The 17,869-nt window shown below is 71.3% G+C and carries 12 protein-coding genes; 5 read left to right on the top strand and 7 right to left on the bottom strand.

What is annotated here, in order from left to right:
* Position 1 precedes the first annotated feature (1 nt).
* From ACQP1V_RS24280 to ACQP1V_RS24290, 3 genes are all read left to right on the top strand, one after another.
* Positions 2-1,600 (top strand): multicopper oxidase family protein, encoded by a 1,599-nt coding sequence (locus ACQP1V_RS24280; protein ID WP_433411995.1) that lies wholly within the window; start codon positions 2-4, stop codon positions 1,598-1,600.
* Positions 1,597-2,469 carry a F510_1955 family glycosylhydrolase gene (locus ACQP1V_RS24285; RefSeq protein ID WP_433411997.1) on the top strand — a complete coding sequence of 291 codons (873 nt, stop codon included), beginning with the start codon at positions 1,597-1,599 and terminating at the stop codon, positions 2,467-2,469. The genes ACQP1V_RS24280 and ACQP1V_RS24285 overlap by 4 nt, the downstream gene beginning before the upstream one ends.
* A gap of 135 nt (positions 2,470-2,604) precedes the next feature.
* A complete protein-coding gene (locus ACQP1V_RS24290; RefSeq protein ID WP_433411999.1) occupies positions 2,605-3,411 on the top strand; it encodes a hypothetical protein in 807 nt (268 codons plus the stop codon).
* A gap of 23 nt (positions 3,412-3,434) precedes the next feature.
* Here ACQP1V_RS24290 and ACQP1V_RS24295 read toward each other — a convergent pair whose 3' ends face one another.
* The 5 genes from ACQP1V_RS24295 to ACQP1V_RS24315 all read right to left on the bottom strand — a co-directional run bounded on the left by ACQP1V_RS24295 (position 3,435) and on the right by ACQP1V_RS24315 (position 9,901).
* On the bottom strand, positions 3,435-4,079 hold the full coding sequence (locus tag ACQP1V_RS24295; protein WP_387416951.1) for a DUF1275 family protein: 645 nt from the start codon (positions 4,077-4,079) through the stop codon (positions 3,435-3,437).
* A gap of 262 nt (positions 4,080-4,341) precedes the next feature.
* Entirely contained in the window at positions 4,342-6,498 is a 2,157-nt protein-coding gene (locus ACQP1V_RS24300; RefSeq protein WP_433412002.1) for a M4 family metallopeptidase, read from the bottom strand.
* A 452-nt stretch (positions 6,499-6,950) separates the two neighbouring features.
* A complete protein-coding gene (locus ACQP1V_RS24305) occupies positions 6,951-8,384 on the bottom strand; it encodes a sensor histidine kinase (RefSeq protein ID WP_433412004.1) in 1,434 nt (477 codons plus the stop codon).
* 147 nt (positions 8,385-8,531) lie between these two features.
* The gene (locus ACQP1V_RS24310; protein WP_433412006.1) at positions 8,532-9,200 is read right to left on the bottom strand and encodes a carbonic anhydrase; all 669 of its coding nucleotides are present in this window, start codon (positions 9,198-9,200) and stop codon (positions 8,532-8,534) included.
* 104 nt (positions 9,201-9,304) lie between these two features.
* A complete protein-coding gene (locus ACQP1V_RS24315) occupies positions 9,305-9,901 on the bottom strand; it encodes an HD domain-containing protein (RefSeq protein ID WP_433412008.1) in 597 nt (198 codons plus the stop codon).
* Positions 9,902-10,133: 232 nt separating this feature from the next.
* Between ACQP1V_RS24315 and ACQP1V_RS24320 the strand changes: the two genes are divergently transcribed.
* Both ACQP1V_RS24320 and ctaD read left to right on the top strand, forming a co-directional pair.
* Positions 10,134-11,342: a glycosyltransferase gene (locus ACQP1V_RS24320; RefSeq protein WP_433412010.1), complete on the top strand. Its 1,209-nt coding sequence runs from the start codon at positions 10,134-10,136 to the stop codon at positions 11,340-11,342.
* A 453-nt stretch (positions 11,343-11,795) separates the two neighbouring features.
* Positions 11,796-13,475: an aa3-type cytochrome oxidase subunit I gene (gene ctaD / locus ACQP1V_RS24325; protein ID WP_433412012.1), complete on the top strand. Its 1,680-nt coding sequence runs from the start codon at positions 11,796-11,798 to the stop codon at positions 13,473-13,475.
* Between the two features lie 6 nt (positions 13,476-13,481).
* Here ctaD and ACQP1V_RS24330 read toward each other — a convergent pair whose 3' ends face one another.
* Complete coding sequence (locus tag ACQP1V_RS24330; protein ID WP_433412014.1) at positions 13,482-14,282, bottom strand: hypothetical protein; 801 nt, start codon at positions 14,280-14,282, stop codon at positions 13,482-13,484.
* Between the two features lie 137 nt (positions 14,283-14,419).
* Positions 14,420-17,644, bottom strand: coding sequence for a fused isobutyryl-CoA mutase/GTPase IcmF (icmF, locus tag ACQP1V_RS24335; RefSeq protein ID WP_433412016.1), 3,225 nt, complete (start codon positions 17,642-17,644; stop codon positions 14,420-14,422).
* Between the last annotated feature and the right edge of the window lie 225 nt (positions 17,645-17,869).

Here is a 17,869-nt window from a genome sequence, read left to right on the forward strand (position 1 = left end):
CATGCCTTCGATCGATCGACGGCTCTTCCTGCGCGCCGGCTTGGCCGGCGCCGGTGGAGCCCTACTCACCGCGTGTTCCCGCGTCAGCGAGAGCGCCCCCTTCGTCCGGCCGACCGGCGCCGAGGTACGCGCCGCCGAGGCCGCCCGCCGTCCCGGCCAGGTGCGCGAGTTCCAGCTGATCGCCCAGGAGGGGCAGGCCGATCTGGGCGGCCCCGCCGTACGCACCTGGATGTACGGCGACCGCCTCCCCGGAGAGCCGATCCGGGTCAGGGCCGGCGAGGTGGTCCGGGCTCGCCTGACCAACCGGCTGCCCCAGGAGACCACCGTCCACTGGCACGGCCTCGCCCTGCGCAACGACGCCGACGGCGTGCCGGGCGTCACGCAGCCGCCCGTACCCGCCGGAGGCGAGCTGGTCTACGAGTTCACCGCCGCCCATCCGGGCACGTACTGGTTCCACCCGCACCACGGGCCGCAGCTCGACCGGGGGCTCTACGCGCCACTGATCGTGGAGGACCCGGACGAGCCGCTCGGCTACGACGAGGAGTGGGTCGTCGTCCTGGACGACTGGCTGGACGGCGTCAGCGGCACCCCCGACGAGGTGCTCGCGGAGCTCACCTCCATGGCGAACATGGACCACGACATGCCGGGGATGGACCACGGCGCGACCGCCCCGGACGGTGATCAGGGCGGCGGGCACGGCGGCCACGGCGACATGGCCATGCCCACCCCGTCGCCCTCGGCCTCGTCGAAGTGGCCGCACATGATGATGAACGCGGAGAGCGACCTCCTCGGCGGCGACGCCGGGGACGTCTACTACCCGCACTTCCTGGTCAACGGCAGGGTCGCCACCGCGCCGGAGACCCGGACCGCCCGCCCGGGCTCCCGGCTGCGGATCCGGCTGATCAACGCGGGCGGCGACACCGCGTTCCGGGTCGCGCTCGGCGGCCACGCCATGACGGTGACGCACACCGACGGCTACCCGGTCGTCCCCGTCGAGACCGACGCCCTGTTGATCGGTATGGGCGAGCGATACGACGTGCTCGTCACCCTCAAGGACGGCGTGTTCCCCCTGGTCGCGCTGGCGGAGGGCAAGCGCGCCGTCGCCCGCGCGCTGGTGCGCACCTCGGCGGGCGCCCGTGCGCCGAAGCCCGACGTCCGGCCCACCGAACTGGACGGCCGGCTCGTCTCCTACGACGCGCTCGTGCCGGCGGACGCCGTACGACTGCCCGGGAAGACGCCGGACCGCACGATCACGCTGGCGCTCACCGGCAGCATGGCGAAGTACGACTGGGCGATCAACGGCAGGCGGTACGACCCGAAGGTCATCGAGCCGGTCCGGTCGGGCGAGCGGGTGCGGCTGTCCTTCGCGAACCGGAGCCTGATGTGGCACCCGATGCACCTGCACGGCCACACCTTCGCCCTCGGGGCGAGCGGCGTGCGCAAGGACACCGCGATCGTGCTGCCCGGCGCGACCGTGCACGCCGACTTCGACGCCGACAATCCGGGCATCTGGATGATCCACTGCCACAACGTGTACCACGCCGAGGCCGGGATGATGAGCCTGCTCGGCTACCGGGCCGGGAAGGGAGAGCCGAAGTGATCAAGAAGTTCGGCCTGGCGGCCGGGGCGCTGCTGCTCGCGGCGGGGCTGGCCGGATGCGGCTCCGGCGGGACGGCGGAGCGGGACGCGCCTCCCGCCGCCGCCACGGACGCGGACGCGGATCCGGGCGTCGGGCACGTCCACGGGCTCGGCGTCGACCCGGCCACCGGCACGGTGTACGTCGCGGGGCACTTCGGCCTGTTCACCCTCGAGGCGGGCAAGCTGGTCCGGGTGGGCGACCGGGACGCCGACCACATGGGCTTCACCGTCGCCGGCCCCGGCACCTTCTACGCCAGCGGCCACCCGTCCGCCCAGGACATCGCGGCCGGGCAGCCTCCGCACCTGGGGCTGATCCGCTCGGCGGACGCCGGGGCGACGTGGGAGCAGGTGGCGCTCGCCGGGAAGGCGGACTTCCACGCGCTCCAGGTCGCCGGCACAAGGGTGTACGGCTACGACACGCAGACCGGGCAGGTGTGGCGCGGTGAGGGCGGGACCCTCACCCCGGGGGCCAGGCTCGACCTGCTCGACCTGGCCGCCGGAGCCGGCAAGCCGGAGACCGTCTACGCCACGACCCCCGACGGCGTCAAGGTCAGCGCGGACGGAGGCCGCGCCTTCCGCCTGCTCAAGGGCGCACCGCTGCTGTCCTTCCTGGACGTGACCGACGGAGGCGGCCTGCTCGGCGTGGCTCCCGACGGGCGGGTGCAGGTCTCCGCCGACGGCGCCGCGTGGACGCCGCGCGGCCGGCTGCCCATGCAGGCCGTGGCCTTCACCGCCGTCTCCGCCGAACGCCTGCTCGCCGCCTCCATGGACGGCAGCGTGTACGAGTCCACCGACGGCGGCGGCACCTTCACCACCATCCACCGGCCGTAACCGCCGGGCAGCCGGGGGCGCGGTTCCGGTCAACGGGGCCGCGCCGCTCACCCGTGAACTCCGGCCTTCCGTGCACCGGGTTCGGGTGCGTCCGGGGTGAACAAAATGCTGGAGATTACCTGAATAATTCCTGGCATGTCTGAACGTGGTGTGGTGCGTACCCTCCTGGCGGGATGCCTGGCCGTGACGGCGCTCTCCGGATGCGCGGCGATGCGGGACGCGCTGGCGGACCCCTCCGTGATCGATCCCAGCCGGCCTTTCCGGGGGTCGCCCTCTGAGAGCTACGCCGACGGAGCCGACGGCATCGTGATCCCCGCGGCCCCCCAGGTCGGGAAATATCCGGCAGCGGATGTCGAGGCCGCGTACCAGGCCACTAAGCGGATGCTGGTGGCCGCCCACCTCGACCGGCAGACGCTGCTCGGCGGTGCGCCGGAGGCGTTCACCACGCTGCTCGACCGGGAGCAGCGCAAGCACTTCCTGAAGTACCTGGACAGCAAGGACCAGGACAACAACACGCGTAGCTGGGTGACGAGCTTCGCGCCGGGCTCGGTGGACCTGGTCGGCGATGTGATCAAGGTGAAGGCCGCGATGTCCGCCGAGGCGGGCCAGGACGATCAGGGCAAGCCGGAGCTGTGGGTGAGCTACATGTTCCGGGCGGTCTATCCGGTACGCCCGAAGGGAGTGCCCGGCCCGGTGCTCCGGGTGATGGCCTTCGTCAAGGCCCGGCACGAGTACTGGCGGGACAAGCCGGACGGACCGCTGCGGCACTGGGCCGGCCCCAGCGTCGACATGTGGTCGGCTTGGACGGAGTGCGACTCCCCCGACGGGTTCCTGCGCCCGGACTACGAGGGCATGCCGAACGTCGTGGCCACGTCGGACGCGTACGACGACAACGCGCCGGCGATGAAGAAGGGCGAGTGCGAGGCGGTCGGGGAGATCTGAGTCACCGCGCCGCGGGTGTCGGGTCAGGCGGCGACGGGCGCGGGGACGAGCGAGCGCGCGGCCAGCAGCACCGTGCCGACGCAGGCGAGCTGGAGGAGCGGCGCGAAGGGGGCCGCGTTCAGGCTGAGCAGCGCGCCGAGCGCCGCGCCGCCGATCAGGCCGAGCAGCAGCAGTGCGCTCAGCCGCACGTCGCGCAGCGGCTTGCCCGCCGTCAGCCGCGTCACGAGCGTGGTGAGCGTGCCGGTGAGGTACGTCGTGGACAGGCCGGGGACCCCGAACCGCTGCACGCTGCTGCTCTGGATGCCGAGCGCGCACGCGTTGAGCGCGAGCAGGCCGAGCGCCGCCGTGTCCGAGACCTCTCCGCCGAGGGCCGTCCAGATCGCCGCGTAGATCGCGAGCACCGCGAACTCGACCGCGAGCGCGCGGCTGACCTCGGCGGGCCAGACTGGGTCGCCGTCGCGGGCGCCGCCCGCGAGCCGGTGGCCGACAGCGCAGCCGATCACGAAGCAGACGATCGCCGCGCCCGCGTGCAGGGCCAGCGCCGCGTCCCCCTGGATTCCCGACGCCCCGAGCAGCACCATGTTCCCGGTCATGACGCTGGTGAAGGCGCCGCCGAGGGCGAGCAGGCCGATGGCGTCGGTCGCGCCGCTGTTCAGGGAGAGCAACACGACCAGGAGGTCACGTCTACGCGCGGCATCGGACAAAAGGGCGCTCCTATCACCAACCCGGACTTGAAGGTTATACAACCCGCAAATTGCTCAAACCCCGCCAGGCCGCCTGGCGGGGTTTGAGGGAGTCTCCGAGCGAACGCCGGTTCCGCCCCTGCGGGAGTTACGTCCGAGGGGGGAAGGCGCCCCCCGGACAGCGGGGCGGGCCCCGGCATGAGCGCTGTGCCGGGGCCCGCTGGAGGGGTCTACTCCAGAGAGGGGGTTACGGGTTGTCGTAGCCCAGGGTGTAGGAGCCGCTGCCGCTGTAGGAGTAGACGCGGTAGCGGTAGGTGCCCTTGGTGCCGTTGTAGGTGATGGACTCGTTCGAGCTGGTCGAGAGGCTGCTGGCCACGGTCGTCCAGCCCAGGACGCCCTGCTTCTGCAGGTAGAGGTCGAAGTCGGTGCCGCTGGGCCCGGCCAGGCAGGCCATGTGCGTTCCGGACTTGGTGACCTGGAAGCCGGACGTGCCCGGCTGGTAGGCGCTGGCGCCGGAGCTGAGCGTGCCGGTGGCGGTGTGCTGCTTGCCACTGCACGGACCGGTGCCGCCGGTCACGTTCAGGGTGAAGGTCGCGCTGTGCGTCGCCGTGCCGGTGCCGGTCACCGCGATCGAGTATTGACCGGAGGCCGTGGTCGTCGACGTCGTGAGGGTCAGGGTTGAGGAGCCGCCCGAGGTGACCGACGACGGGTTGAAGGAGGCGGTCACGCCGGCCGGCAGGCCGCTCGCGGTGAGCGCGACGCTCTGCGCGCTTCCGGACGTGGTCTGCGTGGCGACCGTGGTGGTCGTCTGCTGGCCGGCCGTGACGGTCGCCGAGGCCGGGTTGAGCGACACGGAGAAGTCGTTCCCGCTGGTGTTGCAGCTGGGCTCAGTCGAGTCGGCCGGCACGCTCACCGCGTTCCACGCCGCCTTGGTGGCGTTGTACTCGGTGCAGGATCCGGGGAAGAGCTCGATCGCGGCCGCCAGGGATGCCTTACGCGCCAGCGTGTGCGTCCAGGTGGAGGTCTTGCGGTTCAGCGTGCCCATGAAGATCTTGCCGGCCTTCTGGATGCCGACGCCGGTGACGGTGGAGCTGTTGCAGGTCGGGCTGGCCGGGTTGCCGTTGGTCGGGTTCGAGCCCTCGGCCAACAGGTAGAACCAGTGGTTCTGGATGGCGGCGGCGGAGTGGACCTCCATGGGGGGCACGGAGGCGGAGTAGCAGTCGGGGTCGCCGGAGATGAGGGACGGCTTGTACATGTACCTGATCGGGCCGCTGCCGACGAGGTTGACCTGCTCACCCACGGCGTAGTCCGGGGTGTGGGTGCCCCCGTGCTCGGCGGCGTAGTGCTCGGTCAGGGTACCGAAGATGTCGCCGGTGGACTCGTTGAGGCCACCCTTCTCGTTGCTGCCGGTCGAGCCGCCTGGGGTGAACTGGAAGACCGAGTGGCCGTACTCGTGGGCCACGACGTCGATCGAGGTGGCCTGACGCTGGTTGTCCTGCGAGTGACCGAAGTTGGTGTAGCTGCCGTTCCAGTACGCGTTGACATCGCCGAGACCGACCCGGGCGGGGAAGCTGCCGCCGGTGCCGTCCATGCCGTTGCGCGACAGCCAGTCGCGCAGCATGTCCCACTCCTGGCCGGCCGCGAAGAGCGTGTCGACGCAGGCGGTCTCCAGGTCGGTGCCGGAGCCGTTACCCCAGGAGTCGGTGCTCTTGGTGTACGTCGTGCCGTTCTGGCCACCGCAGCGGATGCCGGTCCGGGTGGGGTCGGCCATGGAATAGCCCGCCGTGGTACCGATGGTGACCGGGTTGCCGTTGTAGTAGCTGTTGCCCGTACCGTCCATGACCTCGTCGGACTTCTCCACGACATCGCCGGTCAGCGCGTCGACGAAGACATGCATCTTGCTCTCGCGGCCGTTGTTCGTCCCTTCCGCGACGACCTCGTACGCCAGCCGGCCGGTGTCCTCGGCCATCACGGTCAGGCGGGGGGTCGAGGTGCCGGTGGCGTCGGTCACCTGCGCGCGGGCGACCTCGGCCGCCTTCTCGGCGGAGATCTTCGGCGTGGTGCCGACGTCCAGCGCCTTCTCCTGGGCGACGGACGTGCTCAGCACGCCGCCCTTGGCATCGGTGACGACGACGAAGTCGCCCCCGTACACCGGCAGGCCGCTGTAGGTGCGGGTGTAGGAGACGTAGTTGAGGTCGCCCTGCCCGACGACCGTCTCGCGGTGGAAGGCGTCCTTGGCGGAGGGCCGCAGGGCGGCCGGCTTGGCGTCGACCATGCGGTCGGCGCCGCGGGCGGCCTGCACCGGATCTGCGGCGGGGCTCGCGCCCACCGCGCTGGTTGGGGACAGTCCGACGAGGACGCCCGCGGCCGTGGTGATGAGCGCTAACGCAGCAGTGCGTTTCACACGACGCTCCTTCTGAGTCGTGACGCGTTTGGGGGGTGCATCACCTGGGGGTGAACAGAACGAGCGAAGTCTGACTCTAATATGACAAACATGTCAATATACGGGAAAAAATTGTCGATTTTACGGACGAAGCCCCCTCGAACCGGAGGGTTTTCGGTCGAGGCCGGCAATGCCGGTGAGCGGCGCGAACCCGCCGGAGAGCCGATTGAGGGAAACAACCCCACGTTTTATGCGCTGTGCCGCCATTGACAGGCGAGTCGGTAGAAAGTTCACTTTGGGGCGATCGTCCACGTCGCCTGTTCAAATTGATCATTCGCGGCTGCTCGCGAAGAGGGGGCGGTGCCATCGGCAATGCCGATATTCACGCGCTCGACATCACCGGAACGTACGCGGACGTCCCGGCGTCGCCCCGCGCGGCTACGCGCTTCGGACTCGCGCGGACGGAGCCCGGCTCAGCGCGGAGGGCGCCCGCCACCCCGGTCGGCGGAGCGCTCCGCGGGTTCGCGGCCGCCGTGCTCATCTCCGGCGAGCGCGGGTTCCGGCTGAGGGACGCGGCGCGGGAGGCGCAGCACGAACCGGGCGCCGCGCGGGCTGTCCTCGATGGTGAGGGTGCCGCCGTGGTTCTCGGCGATCTGCCGCGCGATGGGCAGGCCGAGTCCGGTGCCGCCCGGATCCTTCCGCCGGGAGGCGTCCAGGCGGACGAACCGCTGGAAGACGGCGTCCCGCTGCTCGGGCGGGACCCCCTCGCCGTCGTCGCGCACCTCCAGCACCGCCGTGCCCGGCTCCGCGCGGGCCGTGACGGTGATCGTGGCGTCGGCGTGGCGTTCGGCATTGTCCAGGAGGTTGGTCAGGAGCCGGCCCAGGCCGATCCGGTCCCCGCTCACCATCACCTGGGAGGCGAGGTCGCGGACCACCTGGACCCGGCGCGGCCGGTGGTCCAGCTCGGACGCCACGAGCGTGGTGAGGTCCACGGGCTCGTGCCGTCCGCCCACCCCCGCGTCCAGGCGGGAAATCTGGAGCAGGTCGGTGACCAGCTCCTGGAGACGCTCCACGCTGTCCAGGAGCGCGGCGGCCGTCCTGGGCCAGTCGGTCTCCTCCGGGCACACGAGCGCGTCCTCGATCCGTACGCGCATGGCGGTGAGCGGGCTGCGCAGGTCGTGTGAGGCGTCGGAGGCGAACCTGAGCTGCTGCTCGACCGCCGCCTGGGCCCGGTCCAGGGTCCGGTTGGCGATCCGGGTGAGATCTTCCAGCTCGTCCTGGTACTTCGGGAGCGGGACGCGATGCCCGAGATCGGTGGCGGTGATCTGGTCGAGCTTGGCGCCGATGGCCTGGACGGGTTCGAGGGTCTTGCCCACCGTTCGGTACGTGCCGAGCGCGGTGACCGCGACGACCAGGGCCGAGCCGCCGACCAGCAGGACGAGCAGCAGCGGGTTGCCGAACCACGGAGGCGACGGGGCCGCGGCGTACAGCCGCCAGGTCCCGTCGGCGAGGTGGACCGGGGCGTCGATGACGATCCGGCACTGGCCCGGGACGTCGGGCAGGTCGCACAGTTCCTTGATCCGGTACGTCGTCGAGTCGGAGCCGAAGTCCGCCATCGGCGGCTTGCCCGCCATGTCACCGGAGAAGGCCACCAGCCGCTTGTTGGGGTCGAAGAGCTGGGCCGCCCTGCCCGGTCCGTCGGGAAAGGCGGTCAGGGGGCCCTGGATCACCATCTGCTCGATGACCCTCATGGCCCAGACGACCAGGGAGGCCTTCTGGTACTCCAGGTCTCGCCCGCGCGCGGACAGCAGGGTGAGCACCGTGCCGATGGCGCAGATCGCCGCCATGACGGCGCTCGCCGCCACGGTCAGGCGGGTCCTGATGGAGCATCGACGCCATGCGGTCACGCTGATCACCCCTCGCTTGGCAGGCGTGCCCCTTAGGACAACTCCTTGCCGCACAACGGAAGATTCACCACCAGCACCTCGCAAACGTCAGGAAGCGCATAGAAAACCCCCACTCCGCCGTAAAGGTCGCGGCGGACCGGCGCCCGGTCAGGCGGGACGGGCCGGCTCCTCCTCGACGCCGGGCGTGCGGACGGGGACGCCGAGACCGTGGTCGGCGACGAGCCGCGCGGTGCCCTCGGCCAGCCGGTACGACAGGCCGACCACGGCCACCCGGCCCGCCGCGAGGCTGTCGGCGAGCACCCGCGAGCGGTCGACCAGGAGATCCACAGTGTTGCGGATGTGCTCGTCCACGATCTCGTCGGGCTGGGTGCGCCCGGCGGCGCGGGCGGCGAGCACGCTCGGGGTCACCCGCTCGACGACGTCGCGTACGTAGCCGGTGGGGGCGAGGCCTTCCTCAAGCGCGGCGCAGGTGGCCGCGACCGCGCCGCAGGAGTCGTGGCCGAGGACGACGACCAGCGGGCAGCCCAGCACGCTCACGCCGTACTCGATGCTGCCGAGCACCTCGGGCCCCATGACGTGCCCCGCGGTGCGGACGACGAACAGGTCTCCGAGGCCGCGGTCAAAGATGATCTCAGCGGCCAGGCGGGAGTCGGAGCAGCCGAAGAGCACGGCGAACGGGCTCTGAAGGGGAGCGATCTCGGCGCGGCGGACGGCGTTCTGGTTCGGGTGCTGCGGGCGTCCCGTGATGAACCGCTCGTTGCCGGCCAGCAGCGTCGCGAAGGCGTCGCCGGGGGTCAGTGCCCGATTTTCTGTCATGTCGGCAGATTACGACCAGGAGCCAAGTACGTCCCGGCCGGGCCACCCGTGACCATTTCCTGACCACATCATGAGACGCCACACCGCCCGCGTTGCGGCACGCGTCACACCGTCGCGTGCCCGTACGCCCGGGCGAGCGGCGCGAGGTCCGGAAGCCCGAAACGCTCGCACATCGACGCGAAGATCGTCGCCTTGGCCGCGCCGAAGCGGCGGACTCGCGTGGCGTACGACGCGGCGGAGACGAAGGTCGGCGGGTCCGTCTTGCTGTGGAACTTGTCCGCGTACATGACGAGCTCCTCTTCGCCCGTCTCCGGAACGTAGTCGGCGGGCGGCAGCGGCAGCCCCTGTTCGCGGACGTCGTCGCTGGTGAGGCCCACCCCAGTGTGGCGGGAGCAGAAGCGGCAGATCTCCTCCGGGATGCCTTCCTCACGGAGGAGATCGTGACCGAGGACACCGTGGCGCAGGTAGCCCGCCTGGTCGAGGACGCCGTCCTCGTCGTACAGCCGGTAGACGCCGATGTCGTGCAGGAGGCAGCCCGCCCGGACCAGGTCCGCGTCGACGGCGAGGCCGTCGCGGGCGAGGAGTTGTTCCGCGATCCCCCAGACGATCTCGCAGTGGGTGTACACGAGCTCGAAGGCGTCCCGCGTGGGCGCGTGCTTCGCGTGGAGCGCGCGAATCTGTCCGTCCGTGGGGGTCCGCATGGGCGGGAGCCTACCGGCGTGTCACTGCGGGGGCGCGGTGCGGGCGCGGGCGTCGGGCAAGCCGGGCCCGCGGCGGACCGGCGAGGCGCGGTGGGCGGGCACATGAGGTGCGGTCGGGCGGGTAGATGTGTGGAGTTGCCCGGGCAGCCGACCGGCGTCGTCTCCGGGCGGCGCGCCGTCCGCCGTCTCGCGCCGCGAGGCGTGTCGGGCCCGCGGCTCCGGCGAGGTGAACATGCGCGTCCTACGGCTGTGCTCCGTCTTCGAGCCGCCGGCCTCGGCCCTGGCCGCCGAGTCGGCGGCGGCCTTCGACCCGATCGGCGGGATGCAGAACCACACCGGGCACCTCAGCCGCGCGCTGGACGCCCTCGGGATCGCGCAGACCGTCATCACCAGCCGGCCGCCGACCGCCCCGGCCGTCGCGCCGCTCGGACGGCACGGCCGGGTGATCCGGCTCGGCCTCCCGATCGGCGTCTTCCGCCAGTGCTACAGCCTGTACGCGTGGTGGCGGCTGCCCGGCCTCGCGCCCGGCGCCGACGTGATCCACGCCCACCTCGGGGAGGACCTCGCCATCGTGCCGCTCGCGCTGCGGGCCGCCCGGCTGAGCGGAGCGCCGATCGTGCTGACCGTCCACTGCAGCCTGCGCCACACCCTCCGGGTGACCGGCCCGCGCTCGCTCCTCCTGAAGACCTTGGGCGGCGCGCTGGAGGGGTACGGCGTGGACCGGGCGGCCGCGGTCATCGCGCTGACGGACCGGCTCCGGCGCGAGCTGGCGCACCCGGACGTCCACGTCATCCCGTCCGGGGTCGGCGGGGAGTTCCGGGCCGACCCGGCCGATCTCGGCCCCGGCCTGCCCGCCGGACTGCCCCGGCCGCGCATCGCGTACGTGGGACGGCTGCACCCGCAGAAGGGCGTCGACACCTTGCTGCGCGGCTTCGCGCTGTTCTCCGCCACCGCGCCCGGGCACCTGGTCCTGGTGGGCGACGGGCCGGAGCGGGCGCGGCTGCGCCGCCTGGCCGCGCGGCTCGGCGTCGAGCGGCGGACCCTCTTCCTCGGGTTCCTCCCGCACGAGCGAATCCCGGCCGTGCTCCGGGACGTGGACGTCCTGGTGCTCCCGTCCCGCTACGAGGAGCTGGGCTCGGTGCTGGTCGAGGCGATGTACTCCGGGGTGCCGGTCGTGGCGAGCGCGACGGGAGGCGTCCCCGAGCTCGTCCGGCACCGGGAGAGCGGCCTGCTCGTCCCGCCGGGCTCGCCGTACGAGATCGCCGGGGCGCTGCGCGAGCTGACGGCGCACCCGGCGCTTGCGGCGGCGCTCGCCTCCCGGGCCCGGCGTCAGGCCGCGGAGCTGACCTGGGACACGCTCGTCCACCGCGTGGTGGACGTCTACCGTTCCGTGCTCGCCCGTCAGCGACGGGGCCGGGCCTACCCGGCTCACGCGACATGATCCTCACGGTGCTGCTCGGTCTCATGGCGGCGGGCCGGCGTGGCCCAGATCGAACCGCTGCTCGCGACCAACCTCATCTTCGCGCTCGCGGTCTCCGCCCTGGTCTATCAGGAGCGCCTCGGACGCGGGGAGTGGCTGGGGGCGGTGCTGGTCAGCGGCGGGGTGGCGGTCTTCCTCGCGTCCGCGCAACCCCGGGGCGGCAGGGTGCCGCACCCCACCTCGCTGACCTGGATCGCGGTAGCTACGGGTCGACGTCTACGCGCTGGCGGGGACGGTCGCCGGCCTGGTCGCGCTCGTCGTGGGGATCGTCATCCTCGGCCGGTCTCCGTTCCTGGCCAAGAGCGACGCCGGGCGGCAGGACGAGAACCGCTGATGCCCGTGAGGCGGGGGCAGGACGACTGACGCAGGGGTACATGACGCCTGGAAGGCTCCTCTCGGGGGACAGGAGATGTCATGACCACACGCGCGACCCGCCCACCGCCCGCGGCATCGACGCGGCTGGGTGCCCGCGTCGTCCCCTGGCTCACCACGACCGACCACAAGGTGATCGGCAACCTCTACTTCGTCACGTCGTTCGCGTTCTTTCTCATCGCCGGGCTCATGGCCATGATCATCCGGGCGGAGCTGGCCATGCCGGGGCTGCAGTTCGTGAACAACCAGGTCTACAACGAGCTGTTCACCATCCACGGCACGGTCATGCTGCTGCTGTTCGCCACGCCGTTGTTCGCCGGCTTCGCCAACGCGGTCATGCCGCTCCAGATCGGCGCCCACGACGTGGCGTTCCCCCGTCTCAACGCGATCAGCTACTGGCTCTTTCTCTTCGGCGGGCTCATCGTGCTGGCCGGCTTCGGAACCGCCCAGGGCGCCGCCGCGTACGGCTGGACCGGGTACGCCCCGCTGTCCCTCGCGCAGTACAGCCCGTCCACCGGCGCCGACCTGTGGATCATGGGCCTGGCGCTGTCCGGGCTGGGCACGATCCTCGGATCGGTCAACTTCGTCACCACGATCATCGGGCTGCGCGCGCCCGGCATGACCCTGTTCCGGATGCCGATCTTCACGTGGAACGTCCTGCTCACCTCGCTCATGGTGCTCCTGGCGTTCCCGGTGCTCGCGGCGGCCCTCCTCGTGCTGGAGATCGATCGCAAGACGGGCAGCCACGTCTTCCGTCCGGACTCGGGCGGGCCGATCCTGTGGCAGCACCTGTTCTGGTTCTTCGGCCATCCCGAGGTGTACGTGATCGCGCTGCCGTTCTTCGGGATCGTCACCGAGATCATCCCGGTGTTCAGCCGCAAGCCGCTCTTCGGCTACGTCGGCATGATCGGCGCGACGATCTCGATCATGGGTCTGTCCATGACCGTGTGGGCCCACCACATGTTCGCCACCGGCCAGGTGCTGCTGCCGTTCTTCTCGCTGATGAGCTTCCTGATCGCGATCCCAACCGGCATCAAGTTCTTCAACTGGACCGGCACGATGTGGCGCGGCCACCTGACCTTCGAGACCCCCATGCTGTTCTCGGTCGGCTTCCTGGCGACGTTCCTCCTGGGCGGCCTGACCGGCGTCATCCTCGCCTCCCCGCCGCTGGACTTCCACGTCACCGACACCTACTTCGTGGTCGCCCACTTCCACTACACGGTCTTCGGGACCGTGGTCTTCGCGATGTTCGCCGGCTTCTACTTCTGGTGGCCCAAGATCACCGGCAAGATGCTCGACGAGCTCCTCGGGAAGATCCACTTCTGGACGCTGTTCGTCGGCTTCCACATGACGTTCCTCGTCCAGCACTGGCTCGGCGTGATCGGCTTCCCCCGCCGCTACGCCGACTACTCCCCCGTCGACGGCTTCACCGTCCTGAACAGCGTCTCCAGCGCGGGCGCCTTCCTCCTCGGCATGTCGACGCTGCCGTTCCTCTACAACGTCTGGCGGACGTCCCGGCACGGCAGGCGGGTGGAGGTGGACGACCCGTGGGGGTTCGGCAACAGCCTGGAGTGGGCCACGTCGTGCCCGCCGCCGCGGCACAACTTCATCTCTCTCCCGCTCATCAGGTCCGAGCGTCCCGTCTTCGACCTGCGTTATCCGCGCGTCCCCGGCACCGAGCACCTCAACGGCAAGCGGGACGCCATCGACCCGGGACGCTGAGCGGCCTCATGGCCGTCCGGCGGCGGTCGGACTCGAGATCGGCCGGGGCGGGTAGACCGACGCGTCGGTGAGAACCCGCTCGCCGAGCGGCTCGTCCAGCTCGACGGTGAACGGCGTGGCCGGGTTCCCCTGGCAGGTCACCACCCCGCCTCCGGCGTCCACCCGCCGTACGCCGAGGACCACCCGCACCTCCTCCGCGGTCGGCTCCACCCCGAGGAGGCGGATCCGGCCGTCCGCCCGCCGCCCGCTCGCGCACTCGCGCTCGTGCACGAGTACGGATATCCGCCGGGAGTCCGGGCCGGGCGGCGGCGCCGCGGGGTCGAGCGTCACGTCGGCCACTCCCAGCTCGCCGAGGTCACGGCGCAGGTCGCAGTGGCTCGAGGCCCGCAGGTGCCAGCCCGGGCGGCCGTCCGCGTCCGGCTCGCCGAACCGCTCGACGTCCAGGAACTCGTGCGTGAAGACCATGCCGCCGCCCTGGTCCTGGGGGCGGGTGAGCTCCCGGATGAGTGCCAGCCGGGTGGCGCTCTCCTCCACGATCGTCCACGTGTCCAGGTCGTCGATCCGGCGCACCTCCGTTCCCTTCAGCGCGGCGCGGCCGTCCGGGCCGAGTTCGGTGGCCGGCCGCCCCTCCCCCAGGACCCGCAGCGACACCTCCTGGAAATGGCACATCACGATCTCGCCGGCCGCCCCCGTTTCGGCGGCTACTGCGACGACCGTCTGCGCGCCGTCCAGTCCCGCGCCACCGCAGCCCGCGAGCCCGGCCAGCAGCAGCGCCGCCGCCGCGCCGGACGCCATCCCCCGCGCCATCCTCGCCCCTTTTTCCGACCATGATCGTTGATCGGTTCGACGCGGCCCACCGCCCCGCCGGTTCCCGCGACGCACCGCTCACCGGCGGTGCGTCGCGTACCGGCGGAGGGAGGACCTCGCGGACGGCGGGGACGGGGTCACACGTTGCGGCGGTACTGGCCTCCGATCTCGAAGAGAGCCTCGGTGATCTGCCCGAGCGAGCAGACGCGGGCGGCGTCCATGAGGGCGTCGAAGGCGTTCTCCCGGGACATCGCCGCCTCCCGCAGCCGGGCGAGCGCGGCCGGGGCCTCCTCGGCGTGCGCCTCGTGGAAGGCGCGCAGCCGGGTGAGCTGGGCCTGCTTCTCCTCCTCGGTGCCGCGGGCCAGCTCCAGCTCCCGGTGGTCGTCGACGGCGGCGTTCGGGTTCCGGAATGTGTTCACGCCGATGATCGGGAGCGAGCCGTCGTGCTTGCGGGTCTCGTACAGCATCGACTCGTCCTGGATCTTGCCGCGCTGGTAGCCGGTCTCCATCGCGCCGAGGACGCCGCCGCGGTCGGAGATGCGCTCGAACTCCCGCAGCACCGCCTCCTCGACCAGGTCGGTGAGCTCCTCGACGATGAACGCGCCCTGCAGCGGGTTCTCGTTGACGGCCATGCCCCACTCGCGGTTGATGATCAGCTGGATCGCCATGGCCCGCCGTACGGACTCCGCCGACGGGGTGGTGACGGCCTCGTCGTAGGCGTTGGTGTGCAGGCTGTTGCAGTTGTCGTAGATCGCGATCAACGCCTGCAGGGTGGTGCGGATGTCGTTGAAGTCCATCTCCTGGGCGTGGAGGGAACGGCCCGAGGTCTGGATGTGGTACTTGAGCTTCTGCGCCCGCTCGCCCGCGCCGTACCGATCGCGCATCGCGACCGCCCAGATCCGGCGGGCGACCCGGCCGAGCACCGCGTACTCGGGGTCCATGCCGTTGGAGAAGAAGAACGACAGGTTGGGGGCGAAGTCGTCCACATTCATGCCGCGCGCCAGGTACGCCTCGACGTAGGTGAAGCCGTTGGCGAGGGTGAACGCGAGCTGGGTGATGGGGTTGGCCCCGGCCTCGGCGATGTGGTAACCGGAGATCGACACCGAGTAGAAGTTCCGCACCTTGTTGGCGATGAACCACTCCTGGATGTCGGCCATCATGCGCAGGCTGAACTCGGTGGAGAAGATGCAGGTGTTCTGCCCCTGGTCCTCCTTCAGGATGTCGGCCTGCACGGTCCCGCGTACGGTGGCCAGCGTGCGGGCCCGCAGGTCGGCCGCCTCCTCCGCCGAGGGCGCCCGCCCGTGCTCGCCCGCGAACCGGTCGAGCGCCTGGTCGGCGGCGGCGTTGAGGAAGAACGCGAGGATGGTGGGGGCCGGGCCGTTGATGGTCATGGAGACCGAGGTGTTCGGCGCGGACAGGTCGAACCCGTCGTAGAGCGCCTTCATGTCGTCCAGTGTGGCGATCGACACCCCGGAGGTGCCGACCTTTCCGTAGATGTCGGGACGCAGGTCGGGGTCGTTGCCGTACAGGGTGACCGAGTCGAACGCGGTGGACAGCCGCGTCGCGGGCTGGCCCTCGGACAGCAGCTTGAATCGCCGGTTGGTGCGGAACGCGTCGCCCTCGCCGGCGAACATCCGGGTCGGCTCCTCGTCGTCCCGCTTGAACGGGAAGACCCCCGCGGTGAACGGGAAGCTGCCCGGCAGGTTCTCCGAGCGCAGGAAGCTCAGCAGGTCGCCGCGGTCGCTGTACCGGGGCAGGGCCACCCTCCGGACGCGGCTGCCCGACAGCGTCTCGCGCCACAGCGGCGTGCGCAGCTCGCGGTCGCGGACCCGGACCACCAGCTCGTCGGCCTCGTACGCCTCCCGCGTGGCGGCCCATCCGTCGAGGAGCCCGCGGCTGTCGGCGTCGACCGCGCCCGCGGCGCGCTCGGCGATCCGGTCAAGGTCGGCGGTCGCCGCCCCGTCGGCCGCGACCGCCTCGCGCGCGGTGAGCAGCGCCTGGTGGCGGCGTACGGCGTCCGCCTGGGCGGCGGTGCGGGCGTGATAGCCGCGGACGTGCTCGGCGATCTCGGCCAGGTAGCGGACGCGAGACGGCGAGACGATCGCGGAGGTCACCTCGGAGGCGCTGCCCCGCACCTCGGGGACCAGCCCGGGCGAGGCGGGCAGCCCCTTCTCGCCGAGCAGGGCGCGCAGCCGCTGGTAGAGCGCGGTCACCCCCTCGTCGTTGAAGCGGGAGGCGATCGTGCCGAAGACCGGCATCTGCTCCGGGGGGACACCGAACGCCTCGCGGTTGCGCACCATCTGGCGGCGCACATCGCGCAGCGCGTCCTCCGCGCCGCGCCGCTCGTACTTGTTGATCGCCACCACGTCGGCGAAGTCGAGCATGTCGATCTTCTCGAGCTGCGAGGCGGCGCCGAACTCCGGCGTCATCACGTACAGCGAAACATCCGAGAACGGCACGATGGCGGCGTCACCCTGGCCGATGCCGGGGGTCTCCACGATCACCAGGTCGTGCCCGGCCGCCCGGCAGGCGGCGATGACGTCCCCCAGGTGCGGGGGCAGCTCCTGCGCCCCCCGGGTGGCCAGGGAGCGGAAGTAGACCGAGCCCCCGGTCAGGCTGTTCATCCGGATGCGGTCGCCCAGCAGCGCTCCCCCGCCGCGCCGGCGGGTCGGGTCGACGGCGATCACCGCGACCCGCAGCTTGTCCTCGTAGTCGATCCTGATCCGGCGGAGCAGCTCGTCCGTGAGCGAGGACTTGCCCGAGCCACCGGTCCCGGTGATGCCGAGCACGGGGATCTCCCGGGTGGACGCGGCGGCGCGCAGCTCACCGAGCCACTCCGCGCCGGCCCGGCCCGCCTCGACGAAGGTAACCGCGCGCGCGAGCGCCCCGTGGTCGCCGGCCACCACCTTGGCGATGTCGGGCGCGTCGCCCGCGGCGAGATCGACGTCGCACGTCTCGACAAGTTTGTTGATCATGCCTGCCAGGCCCAGCCGCTGGCCGTCCTGGGGCGAGAAGATGCCGGCCACGCCGCGCGCGTGCAGCAGCTCGATCTCCTCCCGCACGATCACGCCGCCGCCCCCGCCGTACACCTTGATGTGGCCGGCGCCGCGCTCACGCAGCAGGTCCACGAGGTACGTGAAGTACTCCACGTGGCCGCCCTGGTAGGAGCTGATCGCCACACCCTGGACGTCCTCCTGGATGGCCGCGGTGACGACCTCCTCGACCGACCGGTTGTGCCCGAGGTGGATCACCTCGGCGCCCTGTGACTGCAGGATCCTCCGCATGATGTTGATCGCCGCGTCATGTCCGTCGAACAGGGCCGCCGCCGTCACGAACCTCGTGGGATGAACCGGCACATGCATGGACCACACTCCTACCGAGCGCCAATTTATTAGGACGTCCTACTAAATCGCGGAGCATAGAAGAGAACGGAGGCGCAAAGCAAGGCCGCTCGGCGCGTCGTCCCCGTTCAGGCGGGCACGGGCGGGCACGGGCGGACACGGGCGGACACGGGCGGTTTCGCGGCCGTGACGTTTGCACCGGCGGGCCGGAGGAAGAGGAGCAGGAAAGCGCCCTGAGCAGGGAAG

The sequence above is a fragment of the Microtetraspora malaysiensis genome, assembly GCF_050947145.1.
In the GTDB taxonomy this organism is placed as follows: domain Bacteria; phylum Actinomycetota; class Actinomycetes; order Streptosporangiales; family Streptosporangiaceae; genus Microtetraspora_A; species Microtetraspora_A malaysiensis.